Raw genomic sequence first — 18182 nt, forward strand, 5'->3', positions numbered from 1 at the left:
GGGTGTGAACCGAGGCCGGTCCATATATCTGGTGATGACCTCCAGGCGAGAATTCCCAGTATTCACCACCTGAATTGCAGGGCGGGATACTCGCGCATACAGCTCGGCGGCCCCACCCGGTGCAATCTGGGTGGGGCTGAACTGCCCACCCGGGAACTCTACTCGGCCATGCTCCTGTCCAAGATTCCGGATGGATATCGTGGTGAAGCCCTGAGGATCAGTATCAATCCAAGTCTGGTTCCCCGGCGCCAGATCGAATGCGCCTGAATATGCGGACCCAGTTTGAATACCTAGGAGGAGACCCGCTACCAGGATGAGTTTACGCAAATTCTGGGGCATAGCCTCCTCCATGAGCGGTGACCAGCGCTGACCGCCTTGCTCGCCGCAGCCCGAGGCTGGCAGTTATGCGCTCATATGCGAAATACCGGCCGACCGGCACGGCGACAGGTGGATGGATGCGTTGAAGCAACGGATGTGCCAGCTCCTGGTCACTAAGGATGATGGCTCCGTCCGCGGCCAGCTCTGGCATGACCGCTCCAAGCATCTGCATTTGACGAGCGTTGGCGGATGGGTCGCTCAGTCCGGCATCGCTGTGAATGATACGAGCTGAACGGGGGTAACGAGCTGCGAACTCCGGTAGCGTGACCTGGAATTCGCCCAGGACAACCTCACTCTTGGGTCCCAGAGATTTCGGGTCGGCAGCGTTCTGGCGGTCAAAGGCCACAACCCTCCACCCCGGCAGACGCTCACAGAGATGATTGTAGGTCCGCCCGTTGCCGAGCCCGAGATCCAAGGCCACAGAGTTTCTGGATTCTTGGATCGATGTCGCCCAATTGAGCAGCTCACACTGAGCTTGCAGGCGGCGAATATGACTTTCCAGACGGCTCATTCGGGTTCCCGGCAACGGTGCGGTTTCATTCAGAGTGCAGTCGGACACTAATAGGCGCAGTACGCTCGGTGCTGGCCACCTGCAGTGCTCTCCGAGAGCAGCACCGCACCCGGCGGACAGACGTTCTGAGCAGCGGTAACCGGTACCAGCTGGAGCCCAAGTGTCTCCTTGACGGGGGTTGGTAAACTTCTCGGGGTAAACTCTGGTCTCGGGCTACGGCCTAGGCAGCATCCGCGGATGAGTGCTGAGTGACGGTCAAACCGAGCGCCCTGGCCACACCGGCACCGTAGGCGGGGTCGGCCTTGAAGCAGTTCTCGATGTGCCGCCGCTTGATTTCGGGGGACGCGTCACCCATGGCGCGGGCCGTATTCTCGAACAGCACCTGCTGCTGGGCGGGTGTCATCAGGCGAAACAGGTCGCCGGGCTGCGAATAGTAGTCGTCGTCCAGGCGGTGGTCCCAGTGCCAGGCGGCACCGCGCAGCTCCAGCGGCTGCTCGTTGAGTTCAGGCCGGTCCTGCCACTCCCTGTAGGAGTTCGGCACATAGGCAATGCGGGCGCCGTGATTGCCGTCCGTGCGCATGGCGCCATCCCGATGGTAGCTGTGGAACGGGCATTTCGGCGCATTCACCGGGATCTGGTTGAAGTTCACTCCGAGGCGATAGCGCTGGGTGTCGCCATAGGAGAACAGCCGCGCCTGCAGCATTTTGTCGGGCGAGAAGCCGATGCCCGGCACGATATTGGCCGGAGAGAAGGCCGCCTGCTCGACCTCGGCAAAAACATTCTCCGGGTTCCGGTTCAGCTCGAGGACACCCACTTCGATGAGCGGGTAATCCTTCTTCGGCCAGACCTTGGTCAGATCAAACGGATTCAATCGGTAGGTCAGCGCATCCGCCTCCGGCATGACCTGCACGTAGAGGGTCCAGCGGGGGTAATCGCCCTTCTCAATGCTGGTGAACAGGTCACGCTGATGACTTTCGCGGTCAGCGCCGACCAGGGCAGCTGCCTCGGCATCGGTCAGGTTTTCGATACCCTGATGTGTCTTCAGCGTGAACTTGACCCAGAAGCGCTCGTCCTGGGCATTGATGAAGCTGAAGGTATGACTCCCGAAGCCATGCATGTGGCGGTACGACTTTGGGATACCGCGGTCGCTCATCACGATGGTGACCTGATGCAGCGCCTCGGGAAGCAGTGTCCAGAAGTCCCAGTTGTTGTTGGCACTGCGCATCCCGGTCTTCGGGTCGCGCTTGACGGCATGGTTCAGGTCAGGGAAACGCAGCGGGTCACGCAGGAAGAAAACCGGCGTGTTGTTGCCGACCAGGTCCCAGTTCCCCTCCTCGGTGTAGAACTTGATGGCGAAGCCGCGGATATCGCGTTCTGCATCGGCAGCGCCGCGCTCACCGGCGACGGTCGAGAAGCGCACGAACAGGTCGGTTTTCTTGCCGACCTCGGAGAAGACTTTGGCTTTGGTATAACGGGAGATGTCCTTGGTCACCGTGAAGGTGCCGTAAGCGCCCGAGCCCTTGGCGTGCATGCGGCGTTCGGGGATGACCTCTCGGTCGAAATGCGCCAGCTTCTCGATCAGCCAGATGTCCTGCAGCAGCGCTGGACCACGCGGCCCGGCTGTCATGATGTTGAAGTTGTCTGCCACTGGACAGCCATTGGCATGGGTCAATGACGGTGGATTCTTGCTGGCAGCCATCTCAAACTTCCTGTGGTTTCGATTAAAAAAGGTCGCCACCCACCCGGGGACTAAGAGCGGGTGGCGACAGTTTTCCGGATGGCCAGTGCTACGAGGGGGAGGAAGCCAAACCGGACGGGGACGAAATCAGGAGCTATGTCGACAGGACATCCTCAAGGCGGATGGGAAGCTCGCGAACCCGCTTGCCTGTCGCGTGATAGACAGCATTGGCGATGGCGGGAGCGACGCCGGTTATGGATATCTCGCCGAGGCCTTTGACCCCGAGCTCATTGACATGGGGGTCATGCTCATCGACGAAATGCGCTTCCATTTCCGGCATGTCGAGGTTCACCGGCATCAGGTAGTCCGCCATATGAGCGTTCACCGGACGGCCATCCCTGCTGTCCAGGACGGTCTGCTCCATCAGGGCCATGCCGATGCCACCGACGAAACCGCCCGTGCATTGGCTCCTTGCCAGGCGGGGATTGACCACCTTTCCGACACCGTAGGCGCCGACTATCCGCCGCACCTTGATAATGCCGACATCAGGATTGATCGCGATCTCGACGAAAACGGCACCGAAGGCGTGCATCGAAAACCTTTCAGCGACCTCCTGCTGCCGCCGGGCCGACGCAAACGCCTCCATCGGCTGACCGTGCCGGGCGGCGATATCCCTGTAGCTGATGCCGGTGCCGCCGCTGGTTGGCACCAGTTGCCCGTCACGCCAAGCCACCTGGCCTGCCGAAAGCTGGTAGACGGGCGATGAACGGTCGGCAACTGCGAGGGCGGTCACATCCTTCTGCAGGTTCAGACAGGCTGCCCGGATCGCCGAGCCCACCGACGCCATTGTCTGTGACCCTCCATGGGGCGGAGTGGGCGGGAAGTTCGACCGCCCAAGGCTGAACCGGACCTGCTCCAGCGGTATCCCCAAGGTGTCGGCCGCAACCTGGGTCATCGATGTATAGGTGCCCGGCCCCATGTCGCTGGCAGCCGCCTCGATTTCGACAATGCCATTCCGCAGTAAGCGGACGCGCGCACTGGCCGGGCTGTACAGGACCGGATAAGTCGCGGTGGACATGCCCATGCCAATGAGCAGTCGCCCATCTCGCATCGAGCGGGGCTGAGCGGCACGCCTGGACCAACCGAACCTTTCGGCGCCGAGGTCGTAGCATTGCAGCAAGGACCGGCTGGAGAACGGCTTTCCGTTAGACTCGTCCACCTTTGGCTCGTTCCGGCGACGCAACTCGATGGGATCCAACCCGACGAGATAGGACAGCTCGTCCAGGGCGGACTCCAGGGCAAATACGCCGTCAGCCTCGCCGGGACCGCGCATATAGGTCGGAGTGCTTGTGTCCGTCGGGATGAGCCGGTATTGGCGCCGGACGTTCGGGCAGGAGTACATGAAGCCGGAATTCGAGATCAGCGCCTCTACGAAGTTCTCGTACCGGCTCGTTTCAGTGAAGCCCTCATGGATGAGTGCGGTCAGCTTGCCATCCCGGCTGGCACCCAGCGCGAGACGCTGGATCGAATGGGGCCGGTGCCCCGTCGTGTAGAACATCTGCTTTCGGGTAAGCACCAGCTTGGTCGGGCGCTTCACGTGGCGGGCAGCCAGGGCAGCCAGGGTCACATGCGGCCAGGTGCGCAGGCTTGTGCCGAAGGCGCCGCCGATGAATGGGCAGATCACCTGGACATTCTCGACCGGGATCCCGAAGACAGCCGCTATTTCGGCCTGTTCGTTCACGACGAACTGACTCTTGCTCCAGAGCGTCACCTGGTCGCCATTCCAGGACGCAACAGTGGCGTGAGGCTCCATCGGGTTATGGTTTTCGCGAGCCATTTCATACTTCGCGTCCACCTTGACCGCCGCGTTGGCCAAGGCTGCATCGGCGTCGCCGATCGCGCTGTCACCGGACCGGCCAGCCCGATTCGGCTGAATCGCGCTCCCGACCAGCAAGTGAGCTTCCACAGCGGGCTTCTGGCTCTCGTACTCAATCCGCAGGGCGTTAGCGGCGCGTTCGGCCTGGTCCAGGGTTTCCGCGACCACCACGGCAACCGGCTGTCCATAGAAGTGCACCTTGTCGTCCTGGAGAACGTGCAGCCGCTCGCCTTCCTGCGGGTCGATGGCGCCCTTGTGAGGGTTGTAAGGCAGGCGTTGCGCGTTCAGGTGACTGATGACGGCAATCAGACCCGGCATGGCCTTCACGCTGTCAGCATCGATCCTGGTGACGCGGCCAAGCCCGATTGTCGCGGGGACGATGACCGCGTGAACCTGCCCGGGTTGGTTGAAGTCAGCCGCATACTTGGCCTGACCGGTAACCTTGGCGCGGCCGTCGATACGAGGGATGGGGTTTCCAATGGCTTGGCTTGTCATGCTGCATCTCGCGCCAGTTCGAGGGAGCGGACGATAGTCCGGGGAAGCAGATCGGCCTTATGATGGTTGCCCGGCAGAGCCTTGTGGCCTTCCAAGGACACCGCGGCGGCCTGCTCGAACACCTCCCGGCTAGCCGGTTTTCCGGTAAGCGCCGCCTCCACCTTCGGCATGCGCCAGGGAACGGTCCCGACGCCGCCGACCGCAACGCAGGCCTGAGTGATCGTGCCGCCGTTGAGTTCAAGGATTGCAGCGGACGACACGACAGCGAACTCATAGGACGAGCGGTCGCGAACCTTCAGATAACGACCGGTCCGGCGGCCCTGATATGCCGGGATTCGCACCTCAATGATGAGTTCGCCTGGCATCAGGGTGTGCTCGAGATGGGGGGTAGTACCCGGCATCCGGTACAGTTGGCTGACCGGAAAGATCCGCTCACCCTTGGGACCCCGGACCTTCATCGTCGCATCCAGTGCTACGAGGGTTACGGCCAGGTCGGATGGGTGCGTGGCGATGCAGCTGGAGCTGGTGCCGAAAATAGCGGTACCGCCATTCATGCCGTCGATTGCCGAGCAACCAGTTCCCGGCGCCCGCTTGTTGCAGGCGGCGTCAAGCATGCGGAAATACGGGCAGCGGACGCGCTGAAGCAGGTTCCCGCCTATGGACGCCATATTGCGGAGCTGCGGCGATGCCCCCTCGACCAGCGTCTCCGACACGATGGGATGCATGTGGAGAATGTCGGGATTTGCGGCAACGTCCGACATCTTGGTCAGCGCGCCGATTACGACAGCACCGTTGTCGACGCTGACCCCGTATAACGGTAGCCCGTTGATATCGACCAGCCGCTCGGGTCGTTCGACTTCCTCTCGCATGAGGTCGTACAGAGTCGTACCGCCAACGATGTACCGGCCTCCAGCAGCGGCGGCATTGATGGCTTCATTGACGGTGCGCGGGCGTTCGATACGAAACGGCAGCATGGCTCAGCTCCTTTTCGCAGCATCGGCCACTGCAGCCACGATGCCGGGATAGGCACCGCACCGGCAGATATTGCCGCTCATCCAGTACTTAATTTCCTCGGGCGACCTAGCGTGGCCCTCCTTGATGCAGGCGACGCCGGACATGATCTGGCCAGGCGTGCAAAACCCGCACTGGAGCCCTTCATGCTCGATAAACGCCTGCTGAAGGGGGTGAAGCTGGTCACCGGAGGCGAGCCCTTCGATGGTGACGATTTCGGCACCCTGCTGGGTGGCAGCCATCGTCAGGCACGAGACCACCCGGCGGCCGTTGACCAGGACGGTGCAGGCACCGCAAGCACCCTGGTTGCAGCCCTTCTTGGCCCCGGTGAGATCCAGCTTCTCGCGAAGCACGTCGAGAAGCGACTGCCGAGGGTCAATGGAGAGCTGCTGCCGTTGGCCATTCACGGTGAAGCTGACGGGCATCGTTCCCGGCTGAGCCGCGGACTGTGATTTTGCAGAACCTGCCACGGTTGGGATAACCGTCACTGAAGCTGCCGCACCGGCGAGATTCAGAACATCGCGCCGCGACATTTCTGCTGTGCCTACTTGCCTGCTTTCAGGCGCAATATCAGATTTGCCGGTCATGATTGCTCCCTGTCTGAGCCACTTGCATGTGGCGTCGTCAGTAAGCTCTCACGGCTATTGCACGGGAGCGAGTTAGATGATGTTTGGCTTTGTTAGCGTTCTACCTGATCGGCCTCGATATGGGCCGCACACAACTCCTCACGCGCGCGACATTGTTGCTAATGCGTGAAAAAATGAAACCCACCTGCCAGCAATCCGCAGGTGGGTTTCCGTCAGCGTCTTTCCGACGACTGTTATTTCGGACAATGAGCGCCAGTAGCGATCCATGCCGCAATCAAGCTACCGAACTGCTCCTGCGTGCCAGGCGCAGGCGTGCGCCCTTGGCCCGGATGCCATGCCCAGGCCACAAGGTGGTCTTCGCTCATGTGGACGCGAATCTGTTCGAGACTGCGATTTCCGTTTCGCTTCGGGTCTTTCAGCTGCTCACAGATTTGGCCGGATGTAAGCGTCTGCCACCCCATGGATTGCGGTGCCAATCCCCAATGTGGCGCACCGGGGATGCTTTGGATTCCGGCGCTTCCCGTGGGGCGATTGCTCTGGCCATGACAGGAGCCGCATGGCACTCCCGCCGCATGAGTGGCCGCCTCGGATGTAATCGGCGGTACATGCGCATGCATATCATCGCCCTGGGTCGGCCTGCGAGTGACCGGGTGGCAGTTGATGCATCGGGGATGCTCAACCACTTTGCTGGCCTCCAGGAACAAGGCGATCGACCGCTCAGCCGTGTTCTGGATGGAGGAAAAGCTTTCGACAGGTGCGAGTCCAGTCGCCGCCACTGCCCTCTGGACGCCCGGTGTCATCAGATTGTTAGACCGGGCTTGCTGCGCTTCGGCGACGTATGTCCCTAGAGCTGCCACCGCCACGGTTGCGAGGACGGGCGCTGCCCATCTCGCTGTGCGCCTGACTTTTGTTGCGTTCGCCGTCATGCTCGGGATTCCACGGTGAGGTCGATGGGGAGTGAATACAGGCGCGGTCCGCCTGCGGCTTTGATGGCATTGGTGATGGCGGGCGCCAGGACCGCAGTGCCTGGCTCTCCGACGCCGCCAGGAGCCTCCTTGCTGTCGATGACGATTACCTCCATGTCGGGCATTTCGTTCATGCGCAGGACAGGGTGGTCATGGAAGTTGGTCTGCTGAATTTGCCCGTTATGGATCGTCACCCGCCCATAGAGCGCGGCGCTTATGCCGTAGATCAGGCCGCCCTCGATCTGCTGCCGGACAATGTTCGGGTTGACTGGCTGCCCGCAATCGACAACAGCCGTGATGCGCTTCAGGCGCAGGCTATTGCTGCCCGGCAGCTCGACCTCTGCGACCACGGCCATGTAGCTGCCGAAGCCTTCGAGGACCGAGACACCCCGGCCCGAACCGCGCGGCAGCGGCGAACCCCATTTCGAAGCTTCGGCGACTCGGTCCAGGACATGCAGAATCCTGGAGCCGGGCTTCAGCAACGCACGCCGGTACTGCACTGGGTCCTGACCGGCCTGATAAGCCAGCTCATCCACCACGGTCTCAACCACGAAGCAGTTTCGGGTTTCACCCACGCCTCGCCAGTTGCCAGCGAGCAGCCCGGCTGGGGGATCTTTTCGGACATACTCTACCCGGTGGTTTGGCCACTCATACGAGCCGGATGCACCATTCACCACGTCGAGGTCGACGCCATCCCTGACGTAGGCTGGCAGGAACCAGGACATAATGGAGGGGCCTACGACCCGGTGTTCGAAGCTGACCGGCTTGCCCTTGTCGTCCACGCCGACTTTAACGGCGCTGTGGTTGTGATACCGGAACGCGTCGTGCCGGAAATCCTGCTCGCGTCCCCAGCAGATCTGGACCGGACCCTGGACCTTGCTGCCGATCTCAGCGGCCAGGACGATCCATTCCGACTGCAATCGACGCCCGAATCCGCCACCGATGTGGTGATTGTGGACCGTCACAGCGTCTTCCGGCAGCCCGAGGGCCGCTGCGACCTGCTTGCGAGCCCGCCCGGGGCCCTGGCTGCCGACCCAGATCTCGCAGGCGTTTTGCCGGTAATGGACGGTGCAGTTCAGCGGCTCCATGGCCGCATGGGCCAGCATCGGCATCCGGAAGTCCATCTGATGGACTTTGGCTGCCTTTGCCATCGCAGCGGCGCTATCGCCCCCTGTAGTCGCAACGAGACCGGCCACCTTCGTCCCGCTGTCGAGATCGGCAACAAGATCTGCCGTCCTCAGGGTCGTATTCCCGCCCGCCCAGCGGGGCGACAAGGCGGCCAAGCCTTTGCGAGCCGCACCGGTATTGCTCGCCACCACGGCAATGGCTTCGGGATGCTTCACCACCTGACTGACGCCCCGGATCGCCATGGCGGGCGCCGGGTCTACGTCGACGAGCTTGCCGCCCAGGACAGGGCTGAGCATCAGGGCGGCATATTTGAGGCCCGGCATACGGACATCAATGCCGTAAAGCGCCGAGCCATTGACTTTCTCCGCGGCGTCGGTCCGCCGCATGGACTTGCCGATGACCTTAAAATTGCCGTCCCGGATCGGAGGGTCCTGCGGCACCGGCAGGGCGCGTGCGCGCTCGACCAGATCCCCATAGGGCGCCCGGCGACCGCTGGCAGCATGAATGATGTAGCCGTCCTGAGCGTGGCAGGTCGACGGGTCGACGGACCAACCCTGCGCGGCAGCTTGGATAAGCACAATCCTAGCCGCGGCTCCGGCCTGCCGCATCTGCTTCCAGGCACCTCGGACGCCGAGAGAGCCACCGGTTATCTGGTCGCCTAAGAGCGGATGGCCGTAAAGTTTGTCGTCTCCAGGAGCCATCTCGGTCTTGATTGCGTACGGGGAGACTTCGAGTTCCTCGGCGACCAGCATGGCCACGGCCGCGAGCGCCCCTTGCCCCATTTCGGCGTATGGAACGACCAGGAAGATCTGGCCTCGCCGGTCAATGCGGATGAAGGTACCCGACTGAAGAATGGCGTCTCGGGCAGCGGGGGTCTGCGCCTGAGCCACTATGCCCTTGCCAGTGAAACCGATGAGCAGTTCACCGGCAGCTGCGGCGCCGAAGGCCAATACCGCGCGGCGGGTGGTTTCGAATGTCGCGCTCATGATTACCGCCTCCCCTTGAGGTCGGCCGCCGCTTGCTTGATAGCGGCTCGAACGCGGGGATAGGTGCCGCAACGGCAGATGTTGCCCGCCATGGCGTCGTCGATCGCCGCATCGTCAGGCTGTGCATTCACCTCCAGAAGGGCGGCCGCCTGCATCAGCTGGCCGGACTGGCAATAACCGCACTGAACCACATCGACGTCGAGCCAGGCCTTCTGAAGGGCCTGTCCTGTCTTTGTGTCTCCCAGCTTCTCGATGGTGGTGACGGCTCCGCTGCCGATGCTACCGACTTCCGTGATGCAGGACCGCACCGCGACACCATCGACCATTACCGTGCAGGCGCCGCACAGGGCGGCACCGCAGCCAAACTTCGTGCCGGTCATGTTCAGGACATCGCGCAAGACCCAAAGCAGCGGCGTATCCGGATCTACCTCTACGTCGCGTGCCGTACCATTCACTTGGATGCGCATGGATGCCCCCCAATACTGTTGCTGGTGAACTGGCCAGAATCAGTACCGGATCAGCTGCAGAAGCGCCGGTTTACTTTTGTTAGATTTTGCGAGTTTCGTCAGCGGCGCAATGACTTAGAGCCCGAGCTCCTTGAGACCGGGATACCCTTCCGGTCGGACACCGAGGGGCCAGCGGAAAAGCCTTTGCTCCTCGGAAATCGCTTCGATGTTGAAGCTGGAGTAGCGCTCTGCAATCAGGCCTTTAGGGTCAAAACCCCAGCTGGAGTGGCCGATATATCTCGACCATACACCGTCGACGTCATGACACTCATATGCAATGCGAACTGCAATCTGATTGTCCATGAATGCCCACAGCTCCATCGCGACCCGGTATTCCAGCTCGACCGCCCATTTCCTGGCCAAATGCTCCTCGATGGCCTTGCGACCGAGCAGGGCGCCAGAGCGGGAAAACCATCGGCATTCCGGAGAGAATGCGAGAGACAGAATATGCGGATCCCGTGTGTTCCACGCGTTCTCCGCGCTCCTCACTTTTTGGACCGCGGTTTCATACGTATAAGGCGGCAAAGGCAGCCTGGATGACATCAGCGACTCCGAGATAATTGCATTCTTTTGGATTTCCTAGAGGGCCCAAGATGCACGTTTTCCGGCAGACCTGTTGTTAGATGTCGTGAAGGATTGCGATGAGGTTTGACCTACGACAATTCAGGATTGTGCAAGGGCACTGGAGTAGCGGCTGAGCAGTGTTTTTGCGTCCACCAAGTCGGGGGTATCAAAGCCCTCGGTGAACCTGTTATAGGTCGCCTCCAGATCCGAAAGGGCGGTGTGGACCTCTGCGGTCCCCTTCAAGAGGCGAAGATTGCTCATTGCAGCACGCAAGCGCCACGCAAGAGCTCCCTGTCGGTCAGCAAGGTCGATTGCACTGCTGAACGCCTCGCGCGCACCATCCATATCCTTCTGGTACGCCATGACCTTACCTTTAATTCGTAGCAGTTCCGGCATTTCGAAGTAATCGCCATCCTGCTGGATTCTTTCGATCGTACTATCGATGAGGGCTCGGGCCTCATCACCTCGCCCCTGCTTAAGTAGCGCCCGAGCCATTGAGCCTTCGAAACGGGGTATGTAGAGCTCGTATTGCTCCGAGTGCAGGTTGGCAACTGAACTCTTAAGCAGCGCGAGTCCAGCATTGAGCTGTCCGTCGGCTAGGAGCGTTTCACCCTCGATAGCCAAGCCGACCATTAGATAAGGACGGAGTGAGTGATCTCTAGCGTGGACGATGACCCGCTTCGCGAAACCATCAACACGCTTCCAATCCCGGAGCCATTGGAAAACAGTGGCTCCCCATATCAGTGCAATACAGTAGGTCACCGCATCAGGCGAGTTATCTGCGTCCTCCAGGCGTGATGCCATAGTGCGCGCTTGCTCCGGATACCCGAGTAGCCACTGGCAACGGGCCGAAGCAATGTACGGGCTGCGATGGAATGCATAGTGACTGGGCTGAACTTTCTCGTATTCCTTCAAATGAAGAACGACGTCGATGTGGCTCTGCGCGGTCAACTGATCGCCAATGAGGTGATATCCCACTGAGAGTAGCGTGTGAGCGGCCGATAGCGCGGCCGGATCCCCAAGTGCATTTCCGAGACTCTCCAACCGCCGGGCAATTGGCACGAGCATGGATATCTCGCCTGTACGCCTAAAATACATGTGCATTCGGCAAAGAAGCCGAAACTGGTTTGGCTTGTCGTCGAGACTCTCGGCGAGCTCTAAAGCTCGTTCCATCGCCATTCGGGCACGATCTCGGTTTCCCTCGGTGAGCATGAGGGAGTGACCCAGTGCGGCATTCAGGACCAAAGCCGTCTTCGCCGTGTCATTGGTACTAGGTAATATTGCGAGTGCCTTCTCGCACCACCGTCGACACTCGTTCAGCATCGATAACGATATGAACAGACTGGTTGCCCCTGCCGCTAGAATTGGCGCCAGGTCGCGATCACCGTCGGACGAAAAGCTCCATTGCAGGGCTGCAATGACGTCGCCCAATAACAACCTATTCTCTGCACGGGCAGAGGTGGGCGGAAGGTTTTCACTTCGACGCTTCTGCAGGAGCCTGACGATGTGCCCGGCATGGCGCCGCTTCAGCGCCATCGGATCGGTCTCCGCCATCAGCTTCTCGTTTGCGTAGGCCTTGGTGGAATCCAGGAGGCGGTACCGGACTGACCCGGCGCCCCTCAGAACGACAACTAGGGATTTTTCTACCAGTGCCTCCAGCGAGGTCAGAACATCGCGGTCATCATCATCTGTCGTTCCGACGGCCTCGGCATCATCGGCACTGAACGACCCTACAAATATAGACAACCTCTGAAGCAACGACTTCTGCGCCTCGTCGAGTAGCTGGTAGCTCCACTCCACCGTTGCCTTTAACGTTTGGTGGCGGGGCACCGCAGTTCTGCGCCCGCGAAGAAGGATCCCGAGCTTACCATCCAGCAGGCTGGAAGTTTCCTGCAGCCCATATTTCGAGACCTGTCCCGCCACCAACTCGATAGCCAATGCATTGCCGTCGAGCTTACGACAAATATCGGCGATAACCTCGGCATCCTGATCGCTGATCTGGTCGTCAACAAAGGCGGCGGCAGCGCGATCAGCAAACAGTCGAGTGGCGGCGAATCGATCGATTTCGGCTGCCGATAAAACTGATTGCAGTGGCGGATTGTCCAAAGCGGCCAGCTGAATGGCGCTTTCACCCTCTACCCGCAGCCGCTCACGGCTTGTCGCCAGAATGCTGACCCTTGGTGCCTCCTGGTAGAGGCGCTCGGCCAGTTCTGCGACAGCGTCGATGACGTGCTCGCAGCAATCGAAGATGACCAGCAACCGGCGCTCACGGAGATATTCGATAACGGCGGGCACCGAATCGCTCATCACGGCAGTCAACCCGAGAGAAGAAGCCAACGAACTGGCCACCAGTGATGCGTCGGAAATTGTGCCGAGATCCAGGAAGCAGATGTGACCGTCGAAGTGCTGGACCAGCAAATGGGCGACTGCAATCGCGACCGTCGTTTTTCCAATTCCGCCCGGCCCGTGAATAGTAACGAAACGCTTCTGCTGAAGCTGTCGAGCAATTTGGGCAATTGCATCATCGCGCCCAAAGATGTGATCGAGCCGTCTTGGCAAGTCATGAGCGACCGCGTTGTTTACCGCCGCTTGAGGTTTGGAGTGGATCTCTATGATTCGAGGAGTATTCGCCCCGACTGCGGCCGCGACGGGGGCAACAAAGCAGTAGCCTCGGCCGGAAACATTGGTGATATACCGCGTCCCGGGCTGGCCATCTCCGAGCGCCTTGCGCAGGTTAACGATGTGGAAGCGGAGGCTGCTTTCTTCGACTGTGAGATTCGGCCAAGCTCTGTGGATGAGTTCGCGCTTTCCTACGATTTTGCCCGGCTTCTCGGTAAGGCAAATTAGTAGGTCGAGTGCGCGCCCGCCGATCTGCATCGGCTCGCCATCCCGTACGAGCAACCTTTCCGCCGGATACAATCGAAATGGCCCGAACGCGATACCGGGGCGAACGTCCTCTTGAACTTGCATCGGACTTGTCACACAAACCCCTTATCTGCTCGCAGCCAGCCCGAGACTTCTCACGAGTTCCGTCCACGGGCCGGTCTCTTCAGCGAGTAATCGCTTGAAGGCTTCGTCGTCCGTCGCCGCTTCCTCAATGCCAAACGTATCGAGAATGGCTTTCATCTGTTCGGTTTCGCCTGCTTCAACCGCAAGGCGCGAAAGCGTCTTAATCATCGCCTCGGACATTCCTGCAGGCCCCACCAGGCAAACAAATGTTTTCAGCTGAAACGTGCGCGATGGGAGACCTTGTTCGAGATATGTCGGCACGTCCGGCAGCCGCTTCATCCGGCGATCGTGCGTCATAGCGATCGCCCGGCCTTCACCTGACTGAATGACGCTGATAGCCCCCGGATAGGTACCGGTTGCGCACTGGATAATCCCGGCGGCCAAGTCCTTCCACATCGGCGCCTCGCCTCGATACTGAACCGGCTCCATCTGGATCCCGAAATGACGATTCAACTCGAGTGTGGCAAGATGGCCATAAGTGCCCTGGCCGAAGTTGCCGAAGTTCACGGGATGGCTTCGGGCGTACTGCGCCAATTCTGCGAGGTTGGTAACCCCAGTTGATTTGTGGACGATCAAAGGAAGCTGTCCGGTGGACATGCTCGATATTAATGAGAAGTCCTTATCCGGGTCATATGGCAACGTCTCGTACAGAACGCGATTTGATATCAGTGCTGACGATAACGTAGCCATCAGCGTATAGCCGTCGGGGGGTGCCTGGATCATGGCTTGTGCGGCGACGATTCCGCTCGCCCCTGGCCGATTCTCTATCAGGACTGGCTGACCTAGCCGGACAGAGATGTGGGCGCCGTAGGCCCGTGCAAATAAGTCGACCAAGCCGCCGGGCGGATATGCACTGAGGATTTTTATGGAGCGAGTGGGCCATTGCTGTGCCAAGCCAGGAACCGCAAAAGCCGTGCTAGCGAATGCCGCTGCAGTATTCAGCAGACTTCGGCGGGTTATCCTCATGCCGCTACGTCCCCAATTCAGCGTGTCGTAAAACCCGCTGCTTTGCTGTTATTAGGTGTGCCCCAAATGATACGCCGGTTAAGATGAGAACTGGCGTTAAGAGTTGTTAAAGTCAGGGAATCCAACAACTTGGATCGGTAATCAAGGCCGAGACGCCTCGGCACAGGCTAGCTAGTTACCCGACCTGACGAAGCGGAGGATTCTACGCTAGCCCTCTGGTGATTCCGGATCCGGTTTTGTGCCTCGATAAGCTCGGGACACCCGGTTTTCTCACTCATTTTGGCGTACGCCGAGTCGACGACGCTAAATGCATCGTCAAAGCGATCCTCCGCGACGAGTAATTCCGATAGAGCCAGCGCCGCTCTCGCCTCTAGCATGTAAGCACCTATTTCTCGCGCGTCTCTGATTGCATCCGCAAACAGTCGCTCTGCGGCCGAGGAGTTACCGGCGCGCAGTTGGATCAGACCATCTACGCGGAGTACCTCAGCCAGACACCATCTCTCACCTGGCAGCACAGCATACTTGCGTGCTTCGCGCATGGCGCTGCCCGCCTTGTCGATCTCGCCGTTCGCGAGATGCATTTCAGCAAGCATGCAGTAATACATCGGCGCCCGCATGGTGAACCCCCAGGCGATGAGGTCTTCCAGCTTGGACCTTGCCTCTGTTAAGGCGCCGAGTTCATTCCGTCGGGCTCGAAGGACCGCCGCGAAAAAGCGGCGCACGCGACCCCAGATCTCGATATCTTCCCGGCGGCCATCTTCTTCCAGCATCGCCTGATACTTGGCAGCGGCCTCGAGATCGCCAGCCCACAAAGCGATCGGTATCGATCCGAGGGACAGCAGATTCGATAATGATACAGTATGGCCAATCGACTCCGCCCGTTCAGTCGCTTCCCGCAAAACCTGCGTGGCCCGCTTGGGTTCTCCCGAGAGCCAGAGGACGAGCGCTAGCGAACACTTGATAGCTACAAGCTGGTCAAGATTGTACCTGGTGTTTCGTACCGGAACCTGATCCCGCTCGTATCGAAGAGCCAGCCTCTCAAGTCTCTGGCTCGCGGAGTTCAACTGACCGAGGTAGATCTCGGCCATTCCCAGGAGACGGTCCGCCTCAGGTATTGCCGACCAATCGGAACACGCTTCGGCAATCTCCTTAAACCTATTCAGTCGCTCGATGGCCTCTAAGGAGCGCCCGGTGTAAATCAGGGTCACTGATAGGCCCCACAGGCCGCGGAGCTGGAACTCTGTGCTGTTTCCCTCAATGCCCAGTTCGAAGCAGTTGAGCCATGCTGCATCCGTTTCCGCGGTGAACGGCTGCGCAAAGTTCATCCCTGATGCGCGGGACCACGCCAGCTTCATCTTTATGTTGGTCGGGCAGTCCTTGATGCGGTCCAATTCGTGCACTGCCCTACCGACGGCGGACCGGAATTCGCCGACCAGCGACAGCTCCTCCCAGAGGGGGATTGCGACTGCCGTCAGCGTGACGCCCAGCTTTTTGTCTCCATTGGCGCCAAAGGCCCAGGATAGGGCCTTGCGCAGGTCATCTACCCTCGGCGCGTACTCTTCCATCCATGCGTGCTTGTCACGTTTTGACCACTCGGCATCTGCCCGCTCGAATATTGAAAGGATATGACGAGCATAGACGGGCATTGCACGTTCATGCTCGGACTCATCCACCAGTCTTGCCGCTGCATAAAGCCGAGTGGTTTCCAGCAAACGGCACCGAAGAACTCCACTTTCGTATTCCGTTGCGACGAGCGACCTGGAACTGAGGCGCTCGAGTGCAGATAAGGTTTGCGGTGCGTCTAAGCCGCTCGCTTCTGACAAGGCAACTGCGTCTGCCATGTTGAATACGCCAGCAAAGACAGACAGCAGCCTCAGCAGTTTCGCTTCGTCGTCAGATAGCAGCCGATAGCTCCAGTCCAGCGTCGCGAGCAGTGTTTGCTGGCGGACTGGGGCATCTCGAGGTCCATTGCTTAGCAGCCGGAAACGTTGCTCCAGCAGCGTCAGCAGCTTCGGAACCCCAAATGCTGCGGTCTTGCTGGCGGCTAGCTCGATCGCCAATGGAATGCCGTCCAGCTGTTGGCAGATAGCAGCCACATGTGGTGCGTCGAGGTCGGTCAAGGTGTATTCGCCGCGTTCACGAGCCCTGGTGACGAATAGCTCTATGGCGGAATACTCCATCGCCTGCTGTGCGGTTACGCCTTGGCTAATTGCAGGGACTTCGAGCATCGGCAACCGGTGGACATGCTCCAGGACATGCCCGAGGGGCTCTCGACTGGTCGCAAGAATTGTCACATCGGGCAAAGCTGCGAGAAGCCGACTGACAGCCGCAGCTACAGGCGCCAGGAGATGTTCACAATTGTCCAGAACAAGCAGTACTCGCTGACCGAGAAGTGCGTTTACTACGCCGGTAAGATGGTCGTCAGCGGTTTGCCGCGCGCCCACGGCATTCGCAATAGCGGCCCCCACGTACTGCGGGTCGCCGATTGTAGCCAGGTCAATGAAGCAAATCCCGTCCCTGTAGGTTTCTCTGACCTGGTGCGCCACGGAAATGGCGATTGTGGTTTTTCCGACACCGCCTGGACCCACGATTGTAGTGCATCGCTCTTCAGCAATCGTGTTGACCAGCTTTCTAATCTGTTCGGATCGTCCGATTACTGTGGTTGGTTCAGGTAGCGGCTTGCGTGCTCTCGCAATCGGGGCAACCGGGTTCTCGGCTGCGGTTGAGATTACTTCAACTGTCCCAACAAACCGGTATCCGCGCCAGGGCACAGAGGCGATGTAGGACGCGTGTTCTGCTGTGTCCGATAATGCGCGCCGGAGCGATGCGATGTTGACTCTGAGATTGCTGTCGTGGACGAATGCGCCAGGCCAAGCAAATTCCTGAAGTTCTTGTTTGCTTACCGGCTCTCCAGGCTGACGCAGAAGCAGTGTCAAGATGTCCAGCGCTCGTGCACCGATGCGGACCGGCTTCCCGTCACGCAGAAGGAGCTGCCGGGCTGGCGTAAATCGGAAAGGCCCGAACAAGTACGTATTCTGGTCTGGCCCCACATCCCGGGTAGCCATCGGTTACCGCTCCCCTCGGTGACAAAACTTTAGCCAGGCAGCCGTGTGGCGCCACGCCCCGATTTCAGCGGATGCAAGTATATGACCACCGCACCAGCGAGCTAATGACAATTGCCTCTCAGTCCCGGTTTGGGCGGGCCGCCATGACCCACGAATCATCCCAGTGACGGTGCACTGATATTGCAGCGAAGTATCGTGTAATGCGTTGAATATAAATGGTTTTCTTTCGGCTTTTGAATTTCTCGCCCGTGAAGTTTGGCCGTTGCGGGGCACGAATTCAAATCAGGAGATTGCGCGAATCTATTACCAAACCTTATAGGTAGTCGTTGCCGATCCAGAGACGGCCGTGAGGTTCCGCGCCAGTGCGGAATACTACGGTTGTGGCCTGACCCCATAGGGTGGTCCGGTTTCAATCTTAGTTCATGATCGGCCTTGGGGCTATTGCCTGGGCAGATGA

At 59.9% G+C, this 18182-nt stretch carries 11 protein-coding genes; all 11 read right to left on the reverse strand.

Annotated features, from left to right (window positions below; genetic code table 11):
* Nucleotides 1–319: 319 nt before the first annotated feature.
* A complete protein-coding gene (locus tag Q0603_RS11975; RefSeq protein WP_298725916.1) occupies nucleotides 320–889 on the reverse strand; it encodes a class I SAM-dependent methyltransferase in 570 nt (189 codons plus the stop codon).
* A 220-nt stretch (nucleotides 890–1109) separates the two neighbouring features.
* Nucleotides 1110–2588: a catalase gene (locus tag Q0603_RS11980; RefSeq protein WP_298725918.1), complete on the reverse strand. Its 1479-nt coding sequence runs from the start codon at nucleotides 2586–2588 to the stop codon at nucleotides 1110–1112.
* A gap of 133 nt (nucleotides 2589–2721) precedes the next feature.
* Complete coding sequence (locus tag Q0603_RS11985) at nucleotides 2722–4938, reverse strand: xanthine dehydrogenase family protein molybdopterin-binding subunit (RefSeq protein ID WP_298725920.1); 2217 nt, start codon at nucleotides 4936–4938, stop codon at nucleotides 2722–2724.
* Nucleotides 4935–5912, reverse strand: coding sequence for a xanthine dehydrogenase family protein subunit M (locus Q0603_RS11990; protein ID WP_298725922.1), 978 nt, complete (start codon nucleotides 5910–5912; stop codon nucleotides 4935–4937). Before Q0603_RS11990 ends, Q0603_RS11985 begins: the two co-directional genes overlap by 4 nt.
* A gap of 3 nt (nucleotides 5913–5915) precedes the next feature.
* Nucleotides 5916–6536, reverse strand: a complete 621-nt coding sequence (locus Q0603_RS11995; RefSeq protein ID WP_366132613.1) for a (2Fe-2S)-binding protein — start codon at nucleotides 6534–6536, stop codon at nucleotides 5916–5918.
* A 922-nt stretch (nucleotides 6537–7458) separates the two neighbouring features.
* Nucleotides 7459–9615, reverse strand: a complete 2157-nt coding sequence (locus Q0603_RS12000) for a molybdopterin cofactor-binding domain-containing protein (RefSeq protein WP_298725924.1) — start codon at nucleotides 9613–9615, stop codon at nucleotides 7459–7461.
* A 2-nt stretch (nucleotides 9616–9617) separates the two neighbouring features.
* On the reverse strand, nucleotides 9618–10082 hold the full coding sequence (locus Q0603_RS12005) for a (2Fe-2S)-binding protein (protein ID WP_298725929.1): 465 nt from the start codon (nucleotides 10080–10082) through the stop codon (nucleotides 9618–9620).
* Between the two features lie 114 nt (nucleotides 10083–10196).
* Complete coding sequence (locus Q0603_RS12010) at nucleotides 10197–10664, reverse strand: DUF1348 family protein (protein ID WP_298725931.1); 468 nt, start codon at nucleotides 10662–10664, stop codon at nucleotides 10197–10199.
* 120 nt (nucleotides 10665–10784) lie between these two features.
* Nucleotides 10785–13655, reverse strand: a complete 2871-nt coding sequence (locus Q0603_RS12015; protein WP_298725932.1) for a winged helix-turn-helix domain-containing protein — start codon at nucleotides 13653–13655, stop codon at nucleotides 10785–10787.
* 21 nt (nucleotides 13656–13676) lie between these two features.
* Nucleotides 13677–14660 carry a tripartite tricarboxylate transporter substrate binding protein gene (locus tag Q0603_RS12020; RefSeq protein WP_298725933.1) on the reverse strand — a complete coding sequence of 328 codons (984 nt, stop codon included), beginning with the start codon at nucleotides 14658–14660 and terminating at the stop codon, nucleotides 13677–13679.
* A gap of 167 nt (nucleotides 14661–14827) precedes the next feature.
* Nucleotides 14828–17725 carry a winged helix-turn-helix domain-containing protein gene (locus Q0603_RS12025; protein ID WP_298725935.1) on the reverse strand — a complete coding sequence of 966 codons (2898 nt, stop codon included), beginning with the start codon at nucleotides 17723–17725 and terminating at the stop codon, nucleotides 14828–14830.
* Between the last annotated feature and the right edge of the window lie 457 nt (nucleotides 17726–18182).

This window comes from uncultured Ferrovibrio sp. (assembly GCF_937960835.1).
Lineage (GTDB): Bacteria > Pseudomonadota > Alphaproteobacteria > Ferrovibrionales > Ferrovibrionaceae > Ferrovibrio.

What these genes read in the sequence shown, in the direction of transcription:
- Q0603_RS12015 (WP_298725932.1), bottom strand. Translation starts at nt 13,655, where the DNA reads ATGCAAGTTCAAGAGGACGTTCGCCCCGGTATCGCGTTCGGGCCATTT.
- Q0603_RS12020 (WP_298725933.1), bottom strand. Translation starts at nt 14,660, where the DNA reads ATGAGGATAACCCGCCGAAGTCTGCTGAATACTGCAGCGGCATTCGCT.
- Q0603_RS12010 (WP_298725931.1), bottom strand. Translation starts at nt 10,664, where the DNA reads ATGTCATCCAGGCTGCCTTTGCCGCCTTATACGTATGAAACCGCGGTC.
- Q0603_RS12005 (WP_298725929.1), bottom strand. Translation starts at nt 10,082, where the DNA reads ATGCGCATCCAAGTGAATGGTACGGCACGCGACGTAGAGGTAGATCCG.
- Q0603_RS12000 (WP_298725924.1), bottom strand. Translation starts at nt 9,615, where the DNA reads ATGAGCGCGACATTCGAAACCACCCGCCGCGCGGTATTGGCCTTCGGC.
- Q0603_RS11990 (WP_298725922.1), bottom strand. Translation starts at nt 5,912, where the DNA reads ATGCTGCCGTTTCGTATCGAACGCCCGCGCACCGTCAATGAAGCCATC.
- Q0603_RS11980 (WP_298725918.1), bottom strand. Translation starts at nt 2,588, where the DNA reads ATGGCTGCCAGCAAGAATCCACCGTCATTGACCCATGCCAATGGCTGT.
- Q0603_RS12025 (WP_298725935.1), bottom strand. Translation starts at nt 17,725, where the DNA reads ATGGCTACCCGGGATGTGGGGCCAGACCAGAATACGTACTTGTTCGGG.
- Q0603_RS11975 (WP_298725916.1), bottom strand. Translation starts at nt 889, where the DNA reads ATGAGCCGTCTGGAAAGTCATATTCGCCGCCTGCAAGCTCAGTGTGAG.
- Q0603_RS11985 (WP_298725920.1), bottom strand. Translation starts at nt 4,938, where the DNA reads ATGACAAGCCAAGCCATTGGAAACCCCATCCCTCGTATCGACGGCCGC.
- Q0603_RS11995 (WP_366132613.1), bottom strand. Translation starts at nt 6,536, where the DNA reads ATGACCGGCAAATCTGATATTGCGCCTGAAAGCAGGCAAGTAGGCACA.